Source organism: uncultured Paracoccus sp., from assembly GCF_947487305.1.
Lineage (GTDB): Bacteria > Pseudomonadota > Alphaproteobacteria > Rhodobacterales > Rhodobacteraceae > Paracoccus.
This window is the reverse complement of the sequence record NZ_CANKWH010000002.1, coordinates 308,675-325,383: the sequence shown is the minus strand read 5'-3', so window position 1 is coordinate 325,383 and position 16,709 is coordinate 308,675. Positions and strand designations below refer to the sequence as shown.

At 65.4% G+C, this 16,709-nt stretch carries 20 protein-coding genes and 1 riboswitch; of the genes, 8 read left to right on the top strand and 12 right to left on the bottom strand.

The window, feature by feature from the left end; all coding sequences use genetic code 11:
- The first annotated feature begins 32 nt into the window (after positions 1 to 32).
- A complete protein-coding gene (gene parA, locus Q1A36_RS04230; RefSeq protein WP_299840214.1) occupies positions 33 to 665 on the top strand; it encodes a ParA family partition ATPase in 633 nt (210 codons plus the stop codon).
- A 2-nt stretch (positions 666 to 667) separates the two neighbouring features.
- Here the strand turns inward: parA and Q1A36_RS04225 are convergent, their stop codons facing one another.
- The 8 genes from Q1A36_RS04225 to Q1A36_RS04190 all read right to left on the bottom strand — a co-directional run bounded on the left by Q1A36_RS04225 (position 668) and on the right by Q1A36_RS04190 (position 6,773).
- Positions 668 to 1,405 (bottom strand): ABC transporter ATP-binding protein, encoded by a 738-nt coding sequence (locus Q1A36_RS04225; RefSeq protein WP_299840213.1) that lies wholly within the window; start codon positions 1,403 to 1,405, stop codon positions 668 to 670.
- On the bottom strand, positions 1,402 to 2,391 hold the full coding sequence (locus tag Q1A36_RS04220) for an iron ABC transporter permease (RefSeq protein WP_299840212.1): 990 nt from the start codon (positions 2,389 to 2,391) through the stop codon (positions 1,402 to 1,404). The genes Q1A36_RS04225 and Q1A36_RS04220 overlap by 4 nt, the downstream gene beginning before the upstream one ends.
- Positions 2,388 to 3,191, bottom strand: coding sequence for an ABC transporter substrate-binding protein (locus tag Q1A36_RS04215; protein ID WP_366141542.1), 804 nt, complete (start codon positions 3,189 to 3,191; stop codon positions 2,388 to 2,390). The genes Q1A36_RS04220 and Q1A36_RS04215 overlap by 4 nt, the downstream gene beginning before the upstream one ends.
- Complete coding sequence (locus Q1A36_RS04210) at positions 3,178 to 4,470, bottom strand: TonB-dependent receptor (protein ID WP_299840210.1); 1,293 nt, start codon at positions 4,468 to 4,470, stop codon at positions 3,178 to 3,180. Before Q1A36_RS04210 ends, Q1A36_RS04215 begins: the two co-directional genes overlap by 14 nt.
- A complete protein-coding gene (locus tag Q1A36_RS04205; RefSeq protein WP_299840209.1) occupies positions 4,471 to 5,040 on the bottom strand; it encodes a TonB-dependent receptor plug domain-containing protein in 570 nt (189 codons plus the stop codon).
- Between the two features lie 130 nt (positions 5,041 to 5,170).
- Positions 5,171 to 5,362: riboswitch (cobalamin riboswitch) on the bottom strand.
- A gap of 49 nt (positions 5,363 to 5,411) precedes the next feature.
- Positions 5,412 to 6,092 (bottom strand): NAD-dependent deacylase, encoded by a 681-nt coding sequence (locus Q1A36_RS04200; protein ID WP_299840207.1) that lies wholly within the window; start codon positions 6,090 to 6,092, stop codon positions 5,412 to 5,414.
- A gap of 7 nt (positions 6,093 to 6,099) precedes the next feature.
- Positions 6,100 to 6,402: a hypothetical protein gene (locus Q1A36_RS04195; RefSeq protein WP_299840205.1), complete on the bottom strand. Its 303-nt coding sequence runs from the start codon at positions 6,400 to 6,402 to the stop codon at positions 6,100 to 6,102.
- A 185-nt stretch (positions 6,403 to 6,587) separates the two neighbouring features.
- Positions 6,588 to 6,773, bottom strand: coding sequence for a heavy-metal-associated domain-containing protein (locus Q1A36_RS04190; protein WP_299840202.1), 186 nt, complete (start codon positions 6,771 to 6,773; stop codon positions 6,588 to 6,590).
- 51 nt (positions 6,774 to 6,824) lie between these two features.
- On the opposite strand from Q1A36_RS04190, the gene Q1A36_RS04185 reads away from it, so the two are divergent.
- Positions 6,825 to 7,511, top strand: a complete 687-nt coding sequence (locus tag Q1A36_RS04185) for an HAD family hydrolase (protein WP_299840199.1) — start codon at positions 6,825 to 6,827, stop codon at positions 7,509 to 7,511.
- Positions 7,508 to 8,392: a DMT family transporter gene (locus Q1A36_RS04180; protein WP_299840196.1), complete on the top strand. Its 885-nt coding sequence runs from the start codon at positions 7,508 to 7,510 to the stop codon at positions 8,390 to 8,392. Before Q1A36_RS04185 ends, Q1A36_RS04180 begins: the two co-directional genes overlap by 4 nt.
- On the opposite strand, the gene Q1A36_RS04175 is transcribed toward Q1A36_RS04180, so the two are convergent.
- Positions 8,389 to 8,814 (bottom strand): hypothetical protein, encoded by a 426-nt coding sequence (locus Q1A36_RS04175; protein WP_299840194.1) that lies wholly within the window; start codon positions 8,812 to 8,814, stop codon positions 8,389 to 8,391. The two genes, Q1A36_RS04180 and Q1A36_RS04175, sit on opposite strands and share 4 nt — an antisense overlap.
- A 100-nt stretch (positions 8,815 to 8,914) precedes the next feature.
- On the opposite strand from Q1A36_RS04175, the gene lepA reads away from it, so the two are divergent.
- Positions 8,915 to 10,714 (top strand): translation elongation factor 4, encoded by a 1,800-nt coding sequence (lepA, locus tag Q1A36_RS04170; protein WP_299840191.1) that lies wholly within the window; start codon positions 8,915 to 8,917, stop codon positions 10,712 to 10,714.
- A gap of 75 nt (positions 10,715 to 10,789) precedes the next feature.
- A complete protein-coding gene (locus Q1A36_RS04165) occupies positions 10,790 to 11,794 on the top strand; it encodes a hypothetical protein (protein ID WP_299840188.1) in 1,005 nt (334 codons plus the stop codon).
- A gap of 312 nt (positions 11,795 to 12,106) precedes the next feature.
- Here the strand turns inward: Q1A36_RS04165 and Q1A36_RS04160 are convergent, their stop codons facing one another.
- Positions 12,107 to 12,637: a transposase gene (locus Q1A36_RS04160; protein ID WP_299840185.1), complete on the bottom strand. Its 531-nt coding sequence runs from the start codon at positions 12,635 to 12,637 to the stop codon at positions 12,107 to 12,109.
- A 148-nt stretch (positions 12,638 to 12,785) separates the two neighbouring features.
- Here Q1A36_RS04160 and Q1A36_RS04155 point away from each other — a divergent pair, with 148 nt between their 5' ends.
- Positions 12,786 to 14,276 (top strand): alkaline phosphatase, encoded by a 1,491-nt coding sequence (locus Q1A36_RS04155; protein ID WP_299840182.1) that lies wholly within the window; start codon positions 12,786 to 12,788, stop codon positions 14,274 to 14,276.
- 369 nt (positions 14,277 to 14,645) lie between these two features.
- Here Q1A36_RS04155 and Q1A36_RS04150 read toward each other — a convergent pair whose 3' ends face one another.
- Both Q1A36_RS04150 and Q1A36_RS04145 read right to left on the bottom strand, forming a co-directional pair.
- Positions 14,646 to 14,822 carry a hypothetical protein gene (locus tag Q1A36_RS04150; protein ID WP_299840179.1) on the bottom strand — a complete coding sequence of 59 codons (177 nt, stop codon included), beginning with the start codon at positions 14,820 to 14,822 and terminating at the stop codon, positions 14,646 to 14,648.
- A 147-nt stretch (positions 14,823 to 14,969) separates the two neighbouring features.
- The gene (locus tag Q1A36_RS04145) at positions 14,970 to 15,383 is read right to left on the bottom strand and encodes a hypothetical protein (RefSeq protein WP_299840176.1); all 414 of its coding nucleotides are present in this window, start codon (positions 15,381 to 15,383) and stop codon (positions 14,970 to 14,972) included.
- Between the two features lie 181 nt (positions 15,384 to 15,564).
- Here Q1A36_RS04145 and Q1A36_RS04140 point away from each other — a divergent pair, with 181 nt between their 5' ends.
- Positions 15,565 to 16,176, top strand: a complete 612-nt coding sequence (locus Q1A36_RS04140) for a holin-associated N-acetylmuramidase (RefSeq protein WP_299840174.1) — start codon at positions 15,565 to 15,567, stop codon at positions 16,174 to 16,176.
- Positions 16,167 to 16,688, top strand: a complete 522-nt coding sequence (locus tag Q1A36_RS04135; RefSeq protein ID WP_299840172.1) for a holin family protein — start codon at positions 16,167 to 16,169, stop codon at positions 16,686 to 16,688. The genes Q1A36_RS04140 and Q1A36_RS04135 overlap by 10 nt, the downstream gene beginning before the upstream one ends.
- The last annotated feature ends 21 nt before the right edge of the window (positions 16,689 to 16,709 follow it).

The window sequence follows — 16,709 nt, the reverse complement described above, 5'->3', positions numbered from 1 at the left end:
TAACCTGCGGAAAAGCGGAGGAAGGGACAGGCATGGCCGGACAGATCATCACCGTGGCCCAGCAGAAGGGCGGATCGGGCAAAACGACCATCGCGGTCAATCTCGCGGTGGCGCTGCGCTCGCGCGGGCATTCGGTCGCGCTGGTCGATACCGACCCGCAGGGCAGCATGGGCCGCTGGTTCATGGAGCGCAGCGAACACTATGCCGAGGACGAGGCGCTGGATTTCTCGACCTCCTCGGCCTGGGGCGCGTCCTACGAATCCGAGAAGCTGAAAAAGCGCTTCGACTACGTCATCATCGACACGCCACCCAAGATCGACAGCGACCTGCGCCCGGCGCTGCGGGTGGCCGACCTGGTGATCGTGCCGGTCGCCTCGAGCCATGTGGACCTGTGGGCGACCGAGGGCGTGCTTGACCTGGCTCGGCGCGAGAAGGCGCCGGTGCTGATCGTGCTCAATCGCACCAAGGCCGGGACAAGGCTTGGTGCCGAGATCGCCGAGAAATGCGCGGAACTCGGCGCCGAGATCGCGGCGACGCAGCTGGCCAATCGCGTGGCCTATGCCGAGACGCTGGGGCAGGGGCTTGGGGCCGCCGAAAAGCCCAAGGCCACCCCGGCGCGGATCGAGATCGAGGCGCTGACGGACGAGATCCTCGCAAAACGCTAGGCTCAGATCGGCAGGATCGCCGGTCCGTGCGGGGTGTCGATGCGGTAGACGCTGATGCCGAAGGCGCGGCTCAGGTTCTCCGCCGTCAGCACCTCGCCCGGCGCATCATCGGCCAGCACCTCGCCACCCGCCAGCAGCACCAGCCGGGTGCAGAAGCGCGCCGCCAGCCCCAGGTCGTGGATCGAGGCGAGGATGCCGTGACCTTCACCCGCCAGGGCGCGGAAAAGCCGCAGGCAGGCCAGTTGCTGCGCCGGATCGAGCCCCGCCACCGGCTCATCGGCCAGAAGCAGCGGGGTTTCCTGCGCCAGCGCCCTTGCGATCAGCGCCCGGCCCTGTTCGCCGCCTGACAGCCGCGTGGCGGTGCGGGCGCGGAACGGTTCCAGCCCCATGCGCGAAATCGCCGCGTCAATGGCGGCGCGATCCTCGGCCCCGCTGGCACCGGGCCGGGGAATGCGGCCAAGCGCCACCAGATTTTCAACGCTGATCGGCCAGGCGATCTCGCGCGATTGCGGCAGATAGGCGGCGCGGTGGGCGCGGTCGCGCGCGGGGAAGGCGGCCAGATCCGAACGGCCTTCAAAGGGGATCAACCCCAGTGCCGCCTCCATCAGTGTCGATTTCCCCGCGCCGTTCGGCCCCAGAAGACCGACGAACTCGCCCGGTTCGACGCTGAGCGAGACCCCGCGCAGAACCGGGCGGTTGCGGCGGGTGACCGAGAGGTTATCCAGCGTCAGAAGGCTCATCCGAGGCCCCCGCGCGAGCGTGTTTTCCAGATCAGGTGCAGGAACAGCGGCGCGCCGACGAGTGCCGTCAGCACGCCCAGCTTCAGGTCACGCTCGGGCAGGATCAGCCGCACGGCGATATCGGCGGCCAGCACCATCGCCGCCCCGCCAAGCGCCGAGGCCGGCAGCAGGTGCGAGGGCCGCGCGCCGACCAGCGGGCGCAAGAGATGCGGCACCACCAGCCCGACGAAGCCGATGGTCCCCGCCACCGCCGTCGCCGGCCCGATCATCAGCGCCACGCCCGCCACCAGCAGCCAGCGCAACCGGCCGGGCGAGACGCCCATGGCGGCTGCGGCGCTTTCGCCAAGGGTCAGCGCGTCGAGGCCACGGCCAAGCCGCATCAGGATCAGCCCGCCGAGGATCATCACCGGCAAGGCCAGCGCCACATGCAGCATGGATCGGTCGGCCAGCGAGCCCATCAGCCAGAAGACGATCTCGTTCGCCGCATAGGGATTGGGCGAGAGGTTCAGCACCAGCTGCGTCCCCGCCCCGGCCAGCGCCGAGATGGCGATGCCGGCGAGGATCAGCGTCACCGAGCCGCCGCGCGGACCGGCCAGCGCCATCAGCACCGCCACGCCAAGTGCCGCGCCGGCCAGCGCCATCAGCGGCAGGCCAAGGGCGAGGCTGGCCGAAAGCCCGGTCTGGATTGCGATGACCGCGCCAAGCGCCGCCATGCCGCTGACCCCGATCAGCCCCGGCTCGGCCAGCGGGTTTCGAAGATAGCCCTGCAAGGCCGCGCCCGACAGCCCCAGCGCCGCGCCGACGCCCAGTCCCAGCAACGCGCGGGGCAGGCGGATTTCGCGCATGACGATGGGCAAGGGGCCATCGCCGCCGATGAGCAGCGCGCGCAGGCCTTGGGCAAAGCCGATGCCCGCCGGGCCGGTTGTCAGCGAAACGAGGAACAGCAGCGCCACCAGCGCCGCGAGGGCGAGCATCAGACGGCTCATTGCAGCGCCTCGATGGCATCGAGCACGAAGGGCGTGCCGCAGACCCAGTCGCGGTCGGTCACCTCGGCCATGCCGGGGGCCGCCTGTTTCAGCGCCGGGTGGTCCAGAATGGCCTCGGAGCGCGACTGGCCGGGCCATTTCGCCCCGGTGATCAGCCGGTCGGGCTCGGACATGACCAGCAGTTCCAAGGGCAGGGCGGTGGTCGTCTCGATGCCATAATCGCCGGCGATATTGTCGTAACCCGCCGCCGCGACGATCGCCCCGGCCAGCGTGGCGCGGCCCGAGGTGTAGCCATTGGCATAATAGAGCGCCGCCCGACCGTGCGTGGCGTCCTTGGCCCGCGCCGCAAGTCCGGAATCGAACTCGGCGATCAACCTCGCTGCCTCGGCCTCGCGCCCGAGCCAGTTTCCGATCTGGCTGATCTGGTCGCGGATGGCGTCGAAATCCTCGGCCGGGGGCAGCACCTCGACCCGGATCCCCAGCCTGCGCAGCATCGCCACCGCCGGTCCCGAGGCATATTGCCCGGCAATGACCAGATCGGGCCGCATCAGGTAGATCTCTTCGGCGCGGCCATAGTTCGGCGTGTAACCCGCGGCCACCTCGGCCATCGGCGACATGTTCGGGTCGGCGGCCAGATCGCTGACCGACACCAGTTGCCCCGGCGCCGCCAGCAGCATGGCGATCTGGTCGGTGCAGAGGTTCATCGACACCACCCGCCCGGGCGCCTCCGCTCCCACGACCGCCGGCAGGGCGACTACAAGCGCCACCGCCACGCCACGGATCAGATCAGAACTCCGCACGGACCCCCGCATAGATGGCGCGGCCCGAGGTGCCGTATCCGCGCACAAGCTGATAGTCGCGATCCAGCAGGTTATCGACACGGAGATAGGCTACGGCCTCGTCGGTCACCGGATGGCTCACCGCCAGATTGACCGTGGTAAAGCTGGGCAGTCCGTCGGCCCGGTCCGCCTCGGCATGCAGGCTTAGACCTGCGGTGGTGCCGCTGGCAAAACTCGTTTCGGCGCCTAGCGACAGGACATGCTCGGGCACATCGACCCAACCAGTCGAGTCGAGATTGTCGGTATAGGTATAGGCACCGGTAAAGGTCACGCCGCCTGACAGAGTATAGCGGCCATCCAGCTCCACGCCGCGTCGGCGGGATTTGCCGTCGACCTGGGCGTAGCAGCCGTAGGGCTGGCCGCAGATGGTCGATGATTCATCGAAACCAATCAGGTTGTCGGCATCCAGCCAGAAGGCGGTGGCGCGCAGATGGCCGGTGTCACCCCAGCGCTTTTCCACACCGAGTTCTGCTGAAACGCTGTCTTCGCGCGTCAGCGCCGGTTCTCCGTAGGGGCCATAGAGTTCGTAAAGCGAGGGTGCGCGGAACCCGTTTCCGATGGCTGCGCGGACCAGCAGATCCTCGCGCGCGCGCCAGACCGCCGCAATGCGGCCAGACGTGAAACCACCGGCAAGCGAATGGTCGTCGCGGCGGATCGAGGCGTTCAGGTCGACATCGGTGCCAAGTGGTGCGGTGATCTCGACATAGGCACCGGAGAGCCGGGCATCGTCAAAGTTCTGCGCCGTTTCCTTCTCGGTATCTGCACCGAAGATCAGCCTTGCCCCATGCGCGCCAATATCGGTGGCACCTTGCCAGCTCAGCTTCGTTCGGCTGCCAATGAATTCGTCGGTCACCACAATGTTTGGTGCGTAGGTCGGCGGCTGGAAATCCGCGCTGCTCGTTCGGTCCATGCGATAGCGAGTGAGGCTGATCTTGTGATCGACCGCGCCTATGGTGAAGTTCGCGAAGGCGCGGAGGCCGAAGCTTTTCCCTGTAGTGGTGTCATTGCCAGATGTTCCGGTAACGTCACCGTCGTAATCGTCGAAATTGCCGCTACTATCCTCCCAAAAGCCGTTGAGACCGATGGTGGTCTGGTCGTTCAGATGGCGTGCGCCATAGAAGCTGAGCCGGGTGGCATCATAGCCGTCAGCCTCGAAGTTCCCGTCATCCTCATCACGGGCCGAGAACCCATGCGACTTGATCCGGCTGGCCGAAAAGGTCAGTTCGGTCGCCTCGTCCATTCAGGTTACGCCATAGGTGGCAGCCTGGGTGTTGTCACTTCCCGCCTCGAGGTTGAACCCATGATGCAAACCGTTTTGTTGCGGCCGCAGGCTCTGGATATCGATCACCCCGCCGATGGCGCGCGATCCAACCAGCGCCGATTGCGCCCCGCGCAACAACTCGATCCGGCTGATTCCGGTGCCGGTGAGGCCGCCGAAATCGAAATAGGGCTGACCGGCTGCCGGGTCGCTGACCTCGATACCGTCGATCATAACCGGAACATATTGGCCGGGCGCTCCGCGCACCGAGATCTTGGAGGTGGTGCCAAGCGGGCCGGAGTTGCGCAGCGTCACCCCGGCAAGGGACTGAAGCGTGGCGGAAACCGGCCGGGCCGGCTGGCGCAGGTTCTCATCGCTGATGACCGAGACCGAGCGGCCGGTGCGGGACAGTTCGGTTTCTTCGCCGCTGGCAATCAGCGTGATCTCGGGCAGCACGTAATCGACCGGCGGCAGCGCGGCCTCCTGCGCGGCGGCGAGGCCGGCAAGGGCGGTCAGCGCGGTCGAGGCGGCCAGCAGGTGGCGGAGTTGCATCGGTTCGGTCCTTCAGGGCGCCCGGTCGTGGCGGGCGGGGATGGGTGATCCGGTGGGAAGGCGGTTCCGGCCGGACGGGTCAATGAACCACCGCGACGGACAAACCGTTTCGCACATGCGCCCCGCATGCGGTCAGGGTGATGGCCCTGGCAGGTCTCCTGGCTTCGCGGGTCGGGGCTTGGCCGGGTCTTCCCATCCGCAACCGCGAACAGTGACATGTCCGGCCTCGCTCGCCGCTGACAGTTGCGGGGGCAGCCGCGGAATTGCACCGCGTTCCCTTTTCACCGGGATCACTCCCGGAACCGAGGCAGGGCGGGGATTAACCGAAGGCGGGGAATGGGGCAAGACCTATCGGCGCGGGCGCGGCGGCGTCAGCGGCCGAGCCCGGCCACCCAGTCCGGCACCGTCTCGCTGGCCGGGCCGAGGATGCGCTCGGAAAAATCGCGGGTATTGGCGCTGGCGGCAAGGTTCATTTCCACGCAGGGGATGCCCCGGCGGGCGGCGTGCTGGGCAAAGCCCGCGGCCGGATAGACATTGCCCGAGGTGCCGATCGCTGCGAACAAATCGGCCGCCTCAAGCGCCTGCCAGATCCGCTCCATGTGATAGGGCATTTCGCCGAACCAGACGATGTCGGGGCGGGTGGCGGGGGCGCCGCAGGCGGGGCAGGGATCGGCGGGCTGCATGACCAGAGGCGCCGGCCAGCGATGGCCGCAGGCGGCGCAGAGGGCGCGGGTCAACTCGCCATGCATGTGGATCACGTCTGTGCTGCCGCCGCGCTCGTGCAGGTTGTCGACATTCTGGGTGATGAGTGTCAGGTCATGCAGCCGCGCCAGATCGGCCAGCGCGTGATGGGCCGGGTTCGGCTGAACCTCGGCCAGCCGGGCGCGGCGCTGGTTGTAGAAGCGGTGGACCAGGTCCGGATCGCGTTCGAAGGCCTCGGGCGTCGCCACGTTCTCGACCCGGTGGTTTTCCCACAAGCCATCGGCGGCGCGAAAGGTTGCAAGCCCGCTTTCGGCGGAAATGCCCGCGCCGGTCAGAACGGTGACGCGCAAAGCCGGCTCAGCGGCAATAGGCCTCGGCGCTGCTGGCAAAGCGCTTGTAGCGCGACCAGAAGGCGTTGTCGGCATCGCGCTTGGACATGCGGACCTCTTGCGCCTTGTGCGGCTCGCGGAAGAAGCTGGCGGCGCGGCGCTGGTCGGACCGCGACAGCGTCTGGTTCGCGACCTGCTGGATGCAGCCGCAGAGCGGCGCATTGCCACGCGCGCGGTCCGAGCGCACGCAGGCGCTGTCGATCGGGCCGGCCATGGCCAGAGGGGTGGTCAGCACGACGGCGGCGGCCGCAATGATGATGCGGTTGAGCATTGGGACTGTCTCCTCGGTTCCTCGTCATCCGGTGCCGCGGGCTTGTCGCCCGTCTCCTGTGACACCGTCATGCCCCCAGATATAGCAAATTCCGGGGCGTCGCTCAATCTCTTGGGTATAACCCATTGGTCAGCGGCGGGCCGCCCGCAACATCAACATCTTGTGGCGTCACGGCGCGGCGCGGCTCAGGCTGGCTCGGGCGAATAGCCGGCGCCGCGGATCGCCGCCTCGGCTTCGGTGGCGTTGATTCCCTCGACCCGGACGCGCTTCGTCGCAAGGTCGATCCGGGCGGTGCCGCCGGCCTCGGTGACGGCTTCCTCGATCGCGGCCTTGCAATGGCCGCAGGTCATGTCGGAAACGGTGAACTCCATCGGATATCCTTTCGCTTGACGGCCCCGCACGGGCCAGCCACACCCGCGGGCATGGAATGGATCGGTTTCGACGCAGATGACACGCTTTGGGAAAACGAGACGTTTTTCCGCAGCACCCAGGCTGGCTTCGCCCGCCTGCTCGCGGGCCACGCGCCGCCCGAGCGCATCGCCGCGCATCTCTTCGACACCGAATGCCGCAATCTGGCGCGTTACGGTTACGGCATCAAGGGCTTCATGCTGTCGATGGTGCAGACCGCGCTGGAATTGACCGAGAACCGCTTGCCGGGCGAGGCGGTGGCGGAAATCCTGGCGATGGGGCAGGAGATGCTCGCCCATCCGGTGCATCTGCTGGAGGGCGCGGCGGGGGCGGTCGAGGCGCTGTCGGACCGGCGCCGCATCCTGATCACCAAGGGCGACGTGCTGGACCAGGAGCGCAAGATCGCGCTGTCGGGGCTGGCCGAGCGCTTCGACGCCATCGAGATCGTCCAGCACAAGACCCCCGATGCCTATGCCGCGGTCTTCGCCCGCCACGGCATCACCCCGGACCGTTTCCTGATGGCCGGCAATTCGATGAACTCGGACATCCTGCCGGTGCTGCAGGCCGGCGGCAATGCGGTGCTGATCCCGCATGACCTGACCTGGCTGCATGAACAGGGCGCGGACCCCGATCATCCGCGCTTTCACCGGCTGGAGCGCATCGCCGACCTGCCGGCCCTTGTCGCAAAGCTGACCCCATGACCGGCAATGCCCGCGCGGCGGGGCTGATGGTCTTGGGCATGGCCTTCTTCGCCATCGAGGACCTGTTGCTGAAACTTCTGGCCGTGCGGCTGAGCATCGGCGAGGTGCTGTTCCTGCATGGGGCGCTGGGGGCGGTGCTCTTTGCGCTTCTGATCCGGTTGCGCGGGCAGCCAATCGGCTGGCGCGCCGCGCGGCGGCCGGTGGTGGCTCTGCGCAGCCTGGGCGAGGGGCTGACGGCGCTGACCTTCGTGGCGGCGCTGGCACTTGGCGATCTGGCCTCGGTCTCGGCCATCACCCAGGCACTGCCGCTGGCGATGACGATGGGCGGGGCGCTGATCCTTGGTGAGCATGTCGGCTGGCGGCGCTGGCTGTCGGTCGCGCTCGGCTTTCTGGGCGTCTTGATGATCATGCGGCCGGGGACCGAGGCCTTTCACCCCGCGGCCCTGTTGGCGCTCGCCTCGGTCTTCTTCGCGGCAATGCGCGACCTGACCACGCGGCGGGTGCCTGTGGATGTCGGATCGGGCCTGCTGACCATCACCGCCTTCATCGCCATCGCCCTGTCGGGGCTCGTGCTGATGATAGCCGAGGGGCAGGGGCTGCGCCTGCTGGACCTGAACCAATGGTTGCTGCTTCTGGCCTGCGTCTTTGTCGGGCTGGCGGGCTATCAGGCCATGGTCGTCTCGGTGCGGCTGGCCGATCTGTCGCTGATCGCACCCTTCCGCTATACGCGGCTAGTCTTTGCGCTGATCCTTGCCGTGCTGGTGCTGCGCGAGCGGCCGGACCTCTGGACGCTGGCCGGGGCCGGGGTGATCGTGCTGTCGGGCGTCTATGCCATGTGGCGCGAGGCGCAGCTGCGCCGGCGGGCGGCGCGGCGCAGCTAATCAGCAGAGGCGCGCGGATCGCTGGCAAGGCAGGGGTCCAGCATCACCCGCCGCCCCTCGGCGCGGATGAAGCCGCCGGCCAGGACCGCCCCGTCGCCCGGTTCAAAGCCGCCGGTCTCGTAGGTGACGCAGAGCACCTGCACATCTGCTGCCTCGCAGAGCACCAGGTAGGCCAGCACCCCGTCACTTTCGACCGCGCTCAACCGCCCGCGCACCGTCAGGCTGATCCGCTCCCCGGTCTCGGGCGCGTAACCCACCCAGTCGGGCAGGGTGGCGCAGGTGGCGGCGCGCGCGGCCAGCGCCTCTCCGGGCCGGAAGGGCGCCAGCGGCCCGAAGGGGTCGGGCTCGACCGCCAGGGCCGCAGCCGCCATGCCCGCGCAGAGCGCCAGCGCCGTCACACCCGTTTGCCATAGACTCGCCATTCCCCGATCCTGCGCCCCTGCGCCGGGCCTGTCCAGTGTCGCGTCCAGTGCCGCTCGAAACCCTCTTTCCGCGGCTCTTGCGCCCCTGTATAGCCCGGCCATGACCGACCTTGATCTCATCCGCAATTTCTCGATCGTGGCCCATATCGACCACGGCAAATCCACCTTGGCCGACCGGCTGATCCAGATGACGGGGACTGTCGCCGAACGCGACATGAAGGCCCAGCTTCTGGACAGCATGGATATCGAGCGCGAACGCGGCATCACCATCAAGGCGAACACCGTGCGCATCGACTATCCGGCCAAGGACGGGCGCAAATACGTGCTGAACCTGATCGACACGCCGGGCCATGTCGACTTCGCCTACGAGGTCAGCCGCTCGATGCGCGCGGTCGAAGGTTCGCTGCTGGTCGTCGATGCGAGCCAGGGGGTCGAGGCGCAGACGCTGGCCAATGTCTATCAGGCCATCGATGCGGGGCATGAGATCGTCCCGGTGCTGAACAAGATCGACCTGCCGGCGGCGGAGCCGGAGCGGGTCAAGGAAAACATCGAGGATGTCATCGGCATCGACGCCTCGGACGCGATCCCGATCTCGGCCAAGACCGGGCTTGGCATTCCCGACGTGCTGGAAGCCATCGTCCAGCGCCTGCCCGCGCCCAAAGGCGACCGCAATGCGCCCCTGAAGGCGATGCTGGTCGATTCCTGGTATGACGCCTATCTGGGCGTCGTCGTCATGATCCGGGTGATGGACGGCATGGTGAAGAAGGGCGACCGCATCAAGATGATGCAGACCGGCGCCATCTACGGCATCGACAAGCTGGCGGTGCTACGCCCGCAGATGCAGGACATCGCCGAGCTGGGCCCGGGCGAGATCGGCGTCTTCACCGCCTCGATCAAGCAGGTCCGCGACACACGCGTCGGCGACACCATCACCCACGAGCGCAAGGGCGCCGAGACGCCGCTGCCGGGCTTCAAGCCGGCGCAGCCGGTGGTCTTCTGCGGCCTCTTCCCGGTCGATGCCAATGATTTCGAGGCGCTGCGCGACGCCATCGAGAAGCTGGCGCTGAACGATGCGAGCTTTTCCTACGAGATGGAAACCTCGGCCGCGCTCGGCTTCGGCTTCCGCTGCGGCTTCCTGGGCCTCCTGCATCTCGAGGTGATCCGCGACCGGCTGGAACGCGAATACGATCTGGACCTGATCACCACCGCGCCAAGCGTGGTGTTCCGCCTGCACATGAACGACGGCGAAGTGCGCGACCTGCACAACCCCGCCGACATGCCCGACCTGACCTATGTCGACCATATCGAGGAGCCGCGGATCAAGGCGACGATCATGGTCCCCGACGAATATCTGGGCGACGTGCTGAAACTGTGTCAGGACCGCCGCGGCATCCAGCTGGACCTGACCTATGCCGGCCAGCGCGCCATGGTGGTCTATGACCTGCCCCTGGCCGAGGTGGTCTTCGACTTCTACGACCGGCTGAAATCGGTGACCAAGGGCTATGCGTCCTTCGACTATCAGCTGTCGGAATACCGCGAGGATTTCCTCGTGAAGATGTCGATCCTGGTGAATGACGAGCCGGTCGACGCGCTGTCGATCATGGTCCACCGCGACCGCGCCGAGTCGCGTGGCCGGGTGATGGTGGAAAAGCTGAAAGAGCTGATCCCGCGCCACATGTTCAAGATCCCGATCCAGGCCGCGATCGGCTCGCGCGTGATCGCCCGCGAAACGCTGAGCGCCATGCGCAAGGACGTGACGGCGAAATGCTATGGCGGCGACGCCACGCGGAAGAAGAAGCTCTTGGAGAAGCAGAAGGCCGGGAAAAAGAAGATGCGCCAGTTCGGCAAGGTGGAAATTCCGCAGACGGCGTTTATTCAGGCGTTGAAGATGGATGGGTGATTAAGCGCTTTTTCTTTACTTTGTGAATTCCTGTGCGACATTATGAGAGTAATTGCTCGCACGAGGGGATTCGTGATGCGCATTTTCTTGCTCTTTCTTTTCTTCATCCACTCGTTCGTTGGTTTTTCGGCCGCGCAATCGTTATCAACTCCATTGCCTGGAGATAGCGAACCATTTTTCAACCAGATTTCGCCAGATCCCCCTGACGTCGCCCCCGTGCCCCCTCCAACGGGAAGTGCAGCGGGAGTCGCGCTTCCTAATATGACGTCCGGAGGTCTGGCGCTACCGTTTATTGATTCACTCTCGACGCAGCAGTATCGGACCGAAATGAATGCAGCGGATCGCCCGGATTTGAGCTCTGCTGACCGATTTAACAGTCTTAGAGCACTGAGAAACAGAATATCTTCTAATCTCGATGCGGCTAAGCTTGAGCTCTCACAGGCCGAAAAGCGAGTAGCACTCTTCGGCGACTCAAACCTTCTGCAAATGGGATTGGATCAGTTAAAAGCCATTGGTAGCTGCTACAGTATCATATCAGAAGGCAAGACTCCTCCCCAGCCTTGCCCTCCGTTCTTTGGCGATCCTAATTTCCTGAAGACGCAGATCGCCCAGCAGGAAAGGCAGTTAGTGCTCGTTCGGGAAAGTGAGACCCGTCTCCCGGAGGCGCGCCGGAAAATTTCTGAACTTGAAACAATATTCGACGAGCTCGATAGAAAGATTGGGGATGCTATCAGTCGAGATAATCTCGATCAGAAATTTAAATCTGATGTAAGCCTATATTTTTCATGGATAATAGGCGCAATGATTGTTGCATTTTTTATTCTACTCTTCGTGGACGGTGAGGTTCGACGGTCGATGTTCTCGACGCCGAGTGCTATCCAATTTATCACGTTGTTTAGCTTGGTTATTGCAATTATTCTGTTTGGAATAACTGGGATACTAGAGGGAAAGGAACTTTCCGCATTGCTCGGCGGTCTTTCAGGATATATACTGGGAAGGTATTCTAGCGAGAGTGGCAAGGCGCCAAATTCAGATAGTGCGCAACAACCCTTGCCGCCCGTGAATACACAAAATCGTTAAGCGAGCGTAGCAAGCGTAGGGTGGGGTTCCACCCCACCGTCCACGCGCGCCACATCAATAAACGCCAACCTGAACCGGACCGGCCCAATGGTGGGGTGAAACCCCACCCTACGAATTGGCGTCGCGATCAAACCGGCTGACCCGATCCACGCGCCCGCGAGCCCGATCGCGATGAAACGACAAATGGGCCTAATTTTCGGGGCGCGCGACGATCAACCGTAGGGTGGGGTTCCACCCCACCATCCACGTGCGCCACATCAACCAACGCCAACCTGAACCGGACCGGCCCAAATGGTGGGGTGAAACCCCACCCTACGCATTAGCATCACGATCAAACCGACTGACCCAATCCACCCGACCCGCCGCCTTGTCCCGATGGAACGACGAATGGGGCCAATCCTCGGGCCGCTCGACCAGTCCATGTTTCACCGGGTTCCACCAGCAATAACGCAGATGCGCCGCGAGATCGGCCTCATCCCGGATATGATGCTCCCAGAAGCGCCGCTGCCACAGCCCTGCCTCGCCCTTCGCCACCATTGATGCCGAGCGTAGGGTGGGGTTCCACCCCACCTCCGCCGTCACCGCCCGGGTGAACCGCGCCTTGATCGCGCCCCACCGCAGACCATAATCCGTATCCCCATCCGGCAGGCGCCAGATGCAATGCAGGTGATCCGGCAAGACCACCCAGGCCTCGATCGCGAAGGGCCGCGCGGAGCGTGTCGCGGCAACGGCCATGCGCAGCCGCTCGATCTCCTCGATCAGCAGCCAGCTGCCGCGCTGCGCCAGCGTGACGGTGAAGAAGATCGGCACGCCGGGCAGGCGCGGGCGGAGATAGCGCGACATGCGCCAAGCTCGCGCGGAACCGTTAACTCCGGGTGAACGGCCTCACGACCACCCCTCAACTCCACCCCCACGCGAAGCACTCTACATTTGCTCTGCTCACGATTTCGTGTCCTTACTGACTCTCGGATCATGAAAAGGGGAGGAAATCATGTCTGTTCGACTCGCAACGCTGATCTCTGCCGCTCTTGCATTGCCGGCTTTCGCCGAGGTGCCGATCGCTCAGAAGGACAGCAAATGGTACACCGATGCCGAGGCCGTCATCGCCGCGCGTGAGGCGATCGCGCCCAACACGAAACGCGCCAAGAACGTCATCCTGTTCGTGGCAGATGGCAACAGCCTCTCGACCCAATATGCCACGCGGATCTGGATGGGGCAGAAGGCCGGGGGCCTCGGCGACGATTTCGTGCTGCCGCAGGAAAAGCTGCCCTTCGTGGGCCTCTCCAAGACCTATACCTCGAACGGCCAGACGCCGGATTCGGCGCCGACCGCCAGCGCGCTGAACACCGGGATCAAGTCACGCAACGGCACAGTGAACATCGACGATGCGGGCGATTTCGACAGTTGCGATGCGGCGGCGACGGCCGGGCTGACCACCTTCGCCGAGATCGTCACCGACATGGGCAAGTCGGTGGGCATCGTCTCGACCGCGCGGCTGACCCATGCGACACCGGCGGCGGTCTTCGCCAAAAGCGCGCAGCGTGACTGGGAGGATGACAGCCAACTGCCCCCCGATTGCGCGCAGAAGGACATCGCGGCGCAGATGGTCGATGCCATCGATGCCGGCTTCATCGACCTCGCGCTAGGCGGCGGCAGCCGGGGCTTTCTGCCCAATGGCATCAGCGATGAAAATGGCGGCGAGGGCCAGCGGCTCGACCGCAACCTGGTCGAGGAGATCAAGGCCAAGGGCTGGCAATATGCCTGGAACCGCGAGACCACGCTGGCCGCCGACCCGGCCAAGCCGTTGCTGGGGCTCTATGGCGCGAGCCATATGAGCTACGAGGCGGATCGCCCCGAGACCGAGCCCTCGCTGACCGATCTGACGGAGGTGGCGATCAGGAACATGCAGGGCAACGAGAACGGCTATTACCTGATGATCGAGGGTGGCCGCGTCGATCACGCCAACCACGATGGCAACATGGCCCGCGCAGTGGCCGATGGCGAGGCCTTTGCCCTGGCGATCGAAAAGGCGCTGACGATGGTCGATACCGAGGACACGCTGGTCATCGTCACCGCTGACCATGGTCACGGGCTGGAGTTCAATGGCTATTGCGGTCGAGGAACGCCGATCACCGGCCTCTGCTATGACGTGGCCGATAACGGGACCGAGCATGCCGAGACGCTGGCGAAGGGTCTCGATGGCAAGCCCTATACCGTCGCCGGCTACATGAACGGCCCCGGCTCGGTCATGGTGCAGGAAGAGGGCGCGAATGACTATACCGGCACCCGCAAGGAACTGACCCAGGAACAGGCCACCAATATCGACTACCTGCAGGAATCGCTGGTGCCGATGACCTCGGAAACCCATTCTGCGGTCGACGTGCCGATCATGGCGGCAGGGCCTTGGGCGCATCTTCTGAGCGGCGTGGTCGAGCAGAACGTGATCTTCCACGTCATGCTGAAGGCCGTGTCCACCGAATAGGGCTGATCCCGCAGATCAACCGCATGGGGGGCAAAGGCCCCCCATGTTCATTTGCGCCGATTGGCGGGTTTGGCCGGTGCACTCCCGTCAAGCCCAAGGTGCCCGCGCGCATCCAAGATGCGTGCTCGCTTACAGCCGCATCATCGCAGGCGCGTGCCCTCTCGGGTGCCGAGAACGTCATCCTCGCCAGCAGCATGATCGCCACCGTGGTGGCAAGCAGGATGCCCATCAGGCTCAGCAGGGCGATCCCTGCGACCCGCATCACCCTGCCAGTGGCCATTGGCGTCACATCCGTGCTGCTTACTCGGAAACCCGGTCCAGCAGCCCATGCGCGGCAGCAGAGGGCAAGCTCGCGGGATCGGCGCGACCCTATTTCCGCCGCTTGCTGCCCTTGGCTGATCCGGGGAACCACATCCCCATCCAGGCCTCCATCCAGGCCTTCTGCCAGTCCTCCATCATCTGCGTCTGTGCCTTGCTCAACTCGGACATCATCTGTCCACGCGCCGCGCCGGTCATGCTGTTGGCGGCGGTGAGCCAGGCGCTCATCCAGGGGTTTTTCATCGGGCTCTCCGGGTTCGGGTCATTCTTGCCGGCCCAACGCGGCGGGGCGGCGGTCGGTTTCCAGCGGGACGACAGCAAAAGGCCCCCCGCAACAGCGCGGGGGGCCTTGGCCTGCCAGACTGACACGCAGGTTTACTGCGCCGTGATCGTGGCCATGACCAGCTTGTCATCGATGCGGATCGGGCCGTCTTCCTTGGCCCCCAGCGTGTATTCGAAGCTGCCGGTGGTCATGCCGCCATCCTCGCCATGGACCATCAGCATCAGCATGTCGCCGCTGGCGACCGGCTCGGTCAGGATGGCGGCGACATCGGCGGTTTCACCTTCGCGGATCGGCGCATATGCCACGACCGGGCCGGGCTTCATCTCGGCATCGGTGCGGTGCACGACCAGCCAGCCATTGGCCGGGGCGACGACCTTGGTGGCGCTGACGATGCCATTGGCAACGCTCTGGTCGCTCGCCTCCACCATCGGGGCCATCGCGTCCTGGGCAAGGGCAGAGCCGGCAGAGAGCGCCATCAGGCAGGCGGTAAAGGTCAGGGTTTTCATGGTCTTCCTCCTGTCATGTGCCGGCGTCACGGGCCGGTTAATTACAGACACGCAGGCGATCCGGGATCGGACGCAGCGCCTCACGCCTTTGTGAGGCCGCGCGCAACGCCCGCCCGGTTCATCCTGGCTTAACCAGCCTGTCGCAGTCTTGCCGCAGGTGATCGCGGAAAGGGGACAGCAGATGCCAAGCGTCGAGGAGATTGCGGCCGAGGTCGTGGCACGCGAGGGGGGCTTTGTCGATGACCCGGACGATCCGGGCGGGGCGACGCACTATGGCGTGACGCTTGGCACGCTGCAGAGGCTGGGCCGCGATCTGAACCGCGACGGGCGGGTGGATGTCGCGGATGTGCGGGCGCTGACACGGGCAGAGGCGCGGCAGATCTTTGTCGAGCATTACTTCCAGCGCCCGCGCCTGAACGAACTGCCCGAGGCGGTGCAGGCCAGCACCTTCGACATGTATGTGAATGCCGGGGCGAATGCGGTGAAGATTTTGCAGCGGCTGGTCAGCCGCATGGGATTTCCCTGCGAGGATGACGGTCAGGTCGGGCCGGCAACCATCGCCAGCGCCCGCGCGGCAGCCGAGGCCGCGCCGCGCCACCTGGGCGATGCTTACGGCATTGCCCGGCGAAATTACTACTACGCCCTGGCCGACCAGCGCCCGGCCAGCCGCAAATACGCGCGCCGCCGCGATGGCGGCAAGGGCGGCTGGATCACCCGGGCCGAAGAATTCATCTCTCCCGCCTATCACCTCAGCGCCAGCCAGCACCGCGAAAGGACCGCAAGATGGGGATGATCGACCGCTTGATCGGCATGGGGCCGACCGTCAGTGCCGTCGGTCAGGCCGCGACCGGCATGGCCGAAGTTTTTACAGCGAACGCCACGAGGCGGATGGAGCTGGACGAAGAGGCCTATGCCCGCGCCCTCACCCAGCTGGGGCAAGAGTTTCAGGCGGCGCCGGCAGGCGGGTTCAACCGCTTCGTCGATGGGCTGAACCGGATGCCCCGGCCGCTGATGACGCTGGGGGTGATCGGGCTGTTCGCCTATGCGATGATCGAGCCGATCGGGTTTTCGGCCCGGATGCAGGGCCTCGCGCTGGTGCCCGAGCCGCTCTGGTGGCTGCTTGGCGCGATCGTCAGCTTCTATTTCGGCGCCCGCGAGGCGTATCATTTCCGCAATCGCGGCGGCATTCCCGCCCGGCCTGCGCAGGCGATGACAGAGGCCGCGTTGCCGATCACCGCGACGCGAACCGGCGACGATTTCGCCGACAACGCCGCGCTCAGGGACTGGGCTGCGACCAAGGTCTAGCGGGTCACACGCAAAACTGAC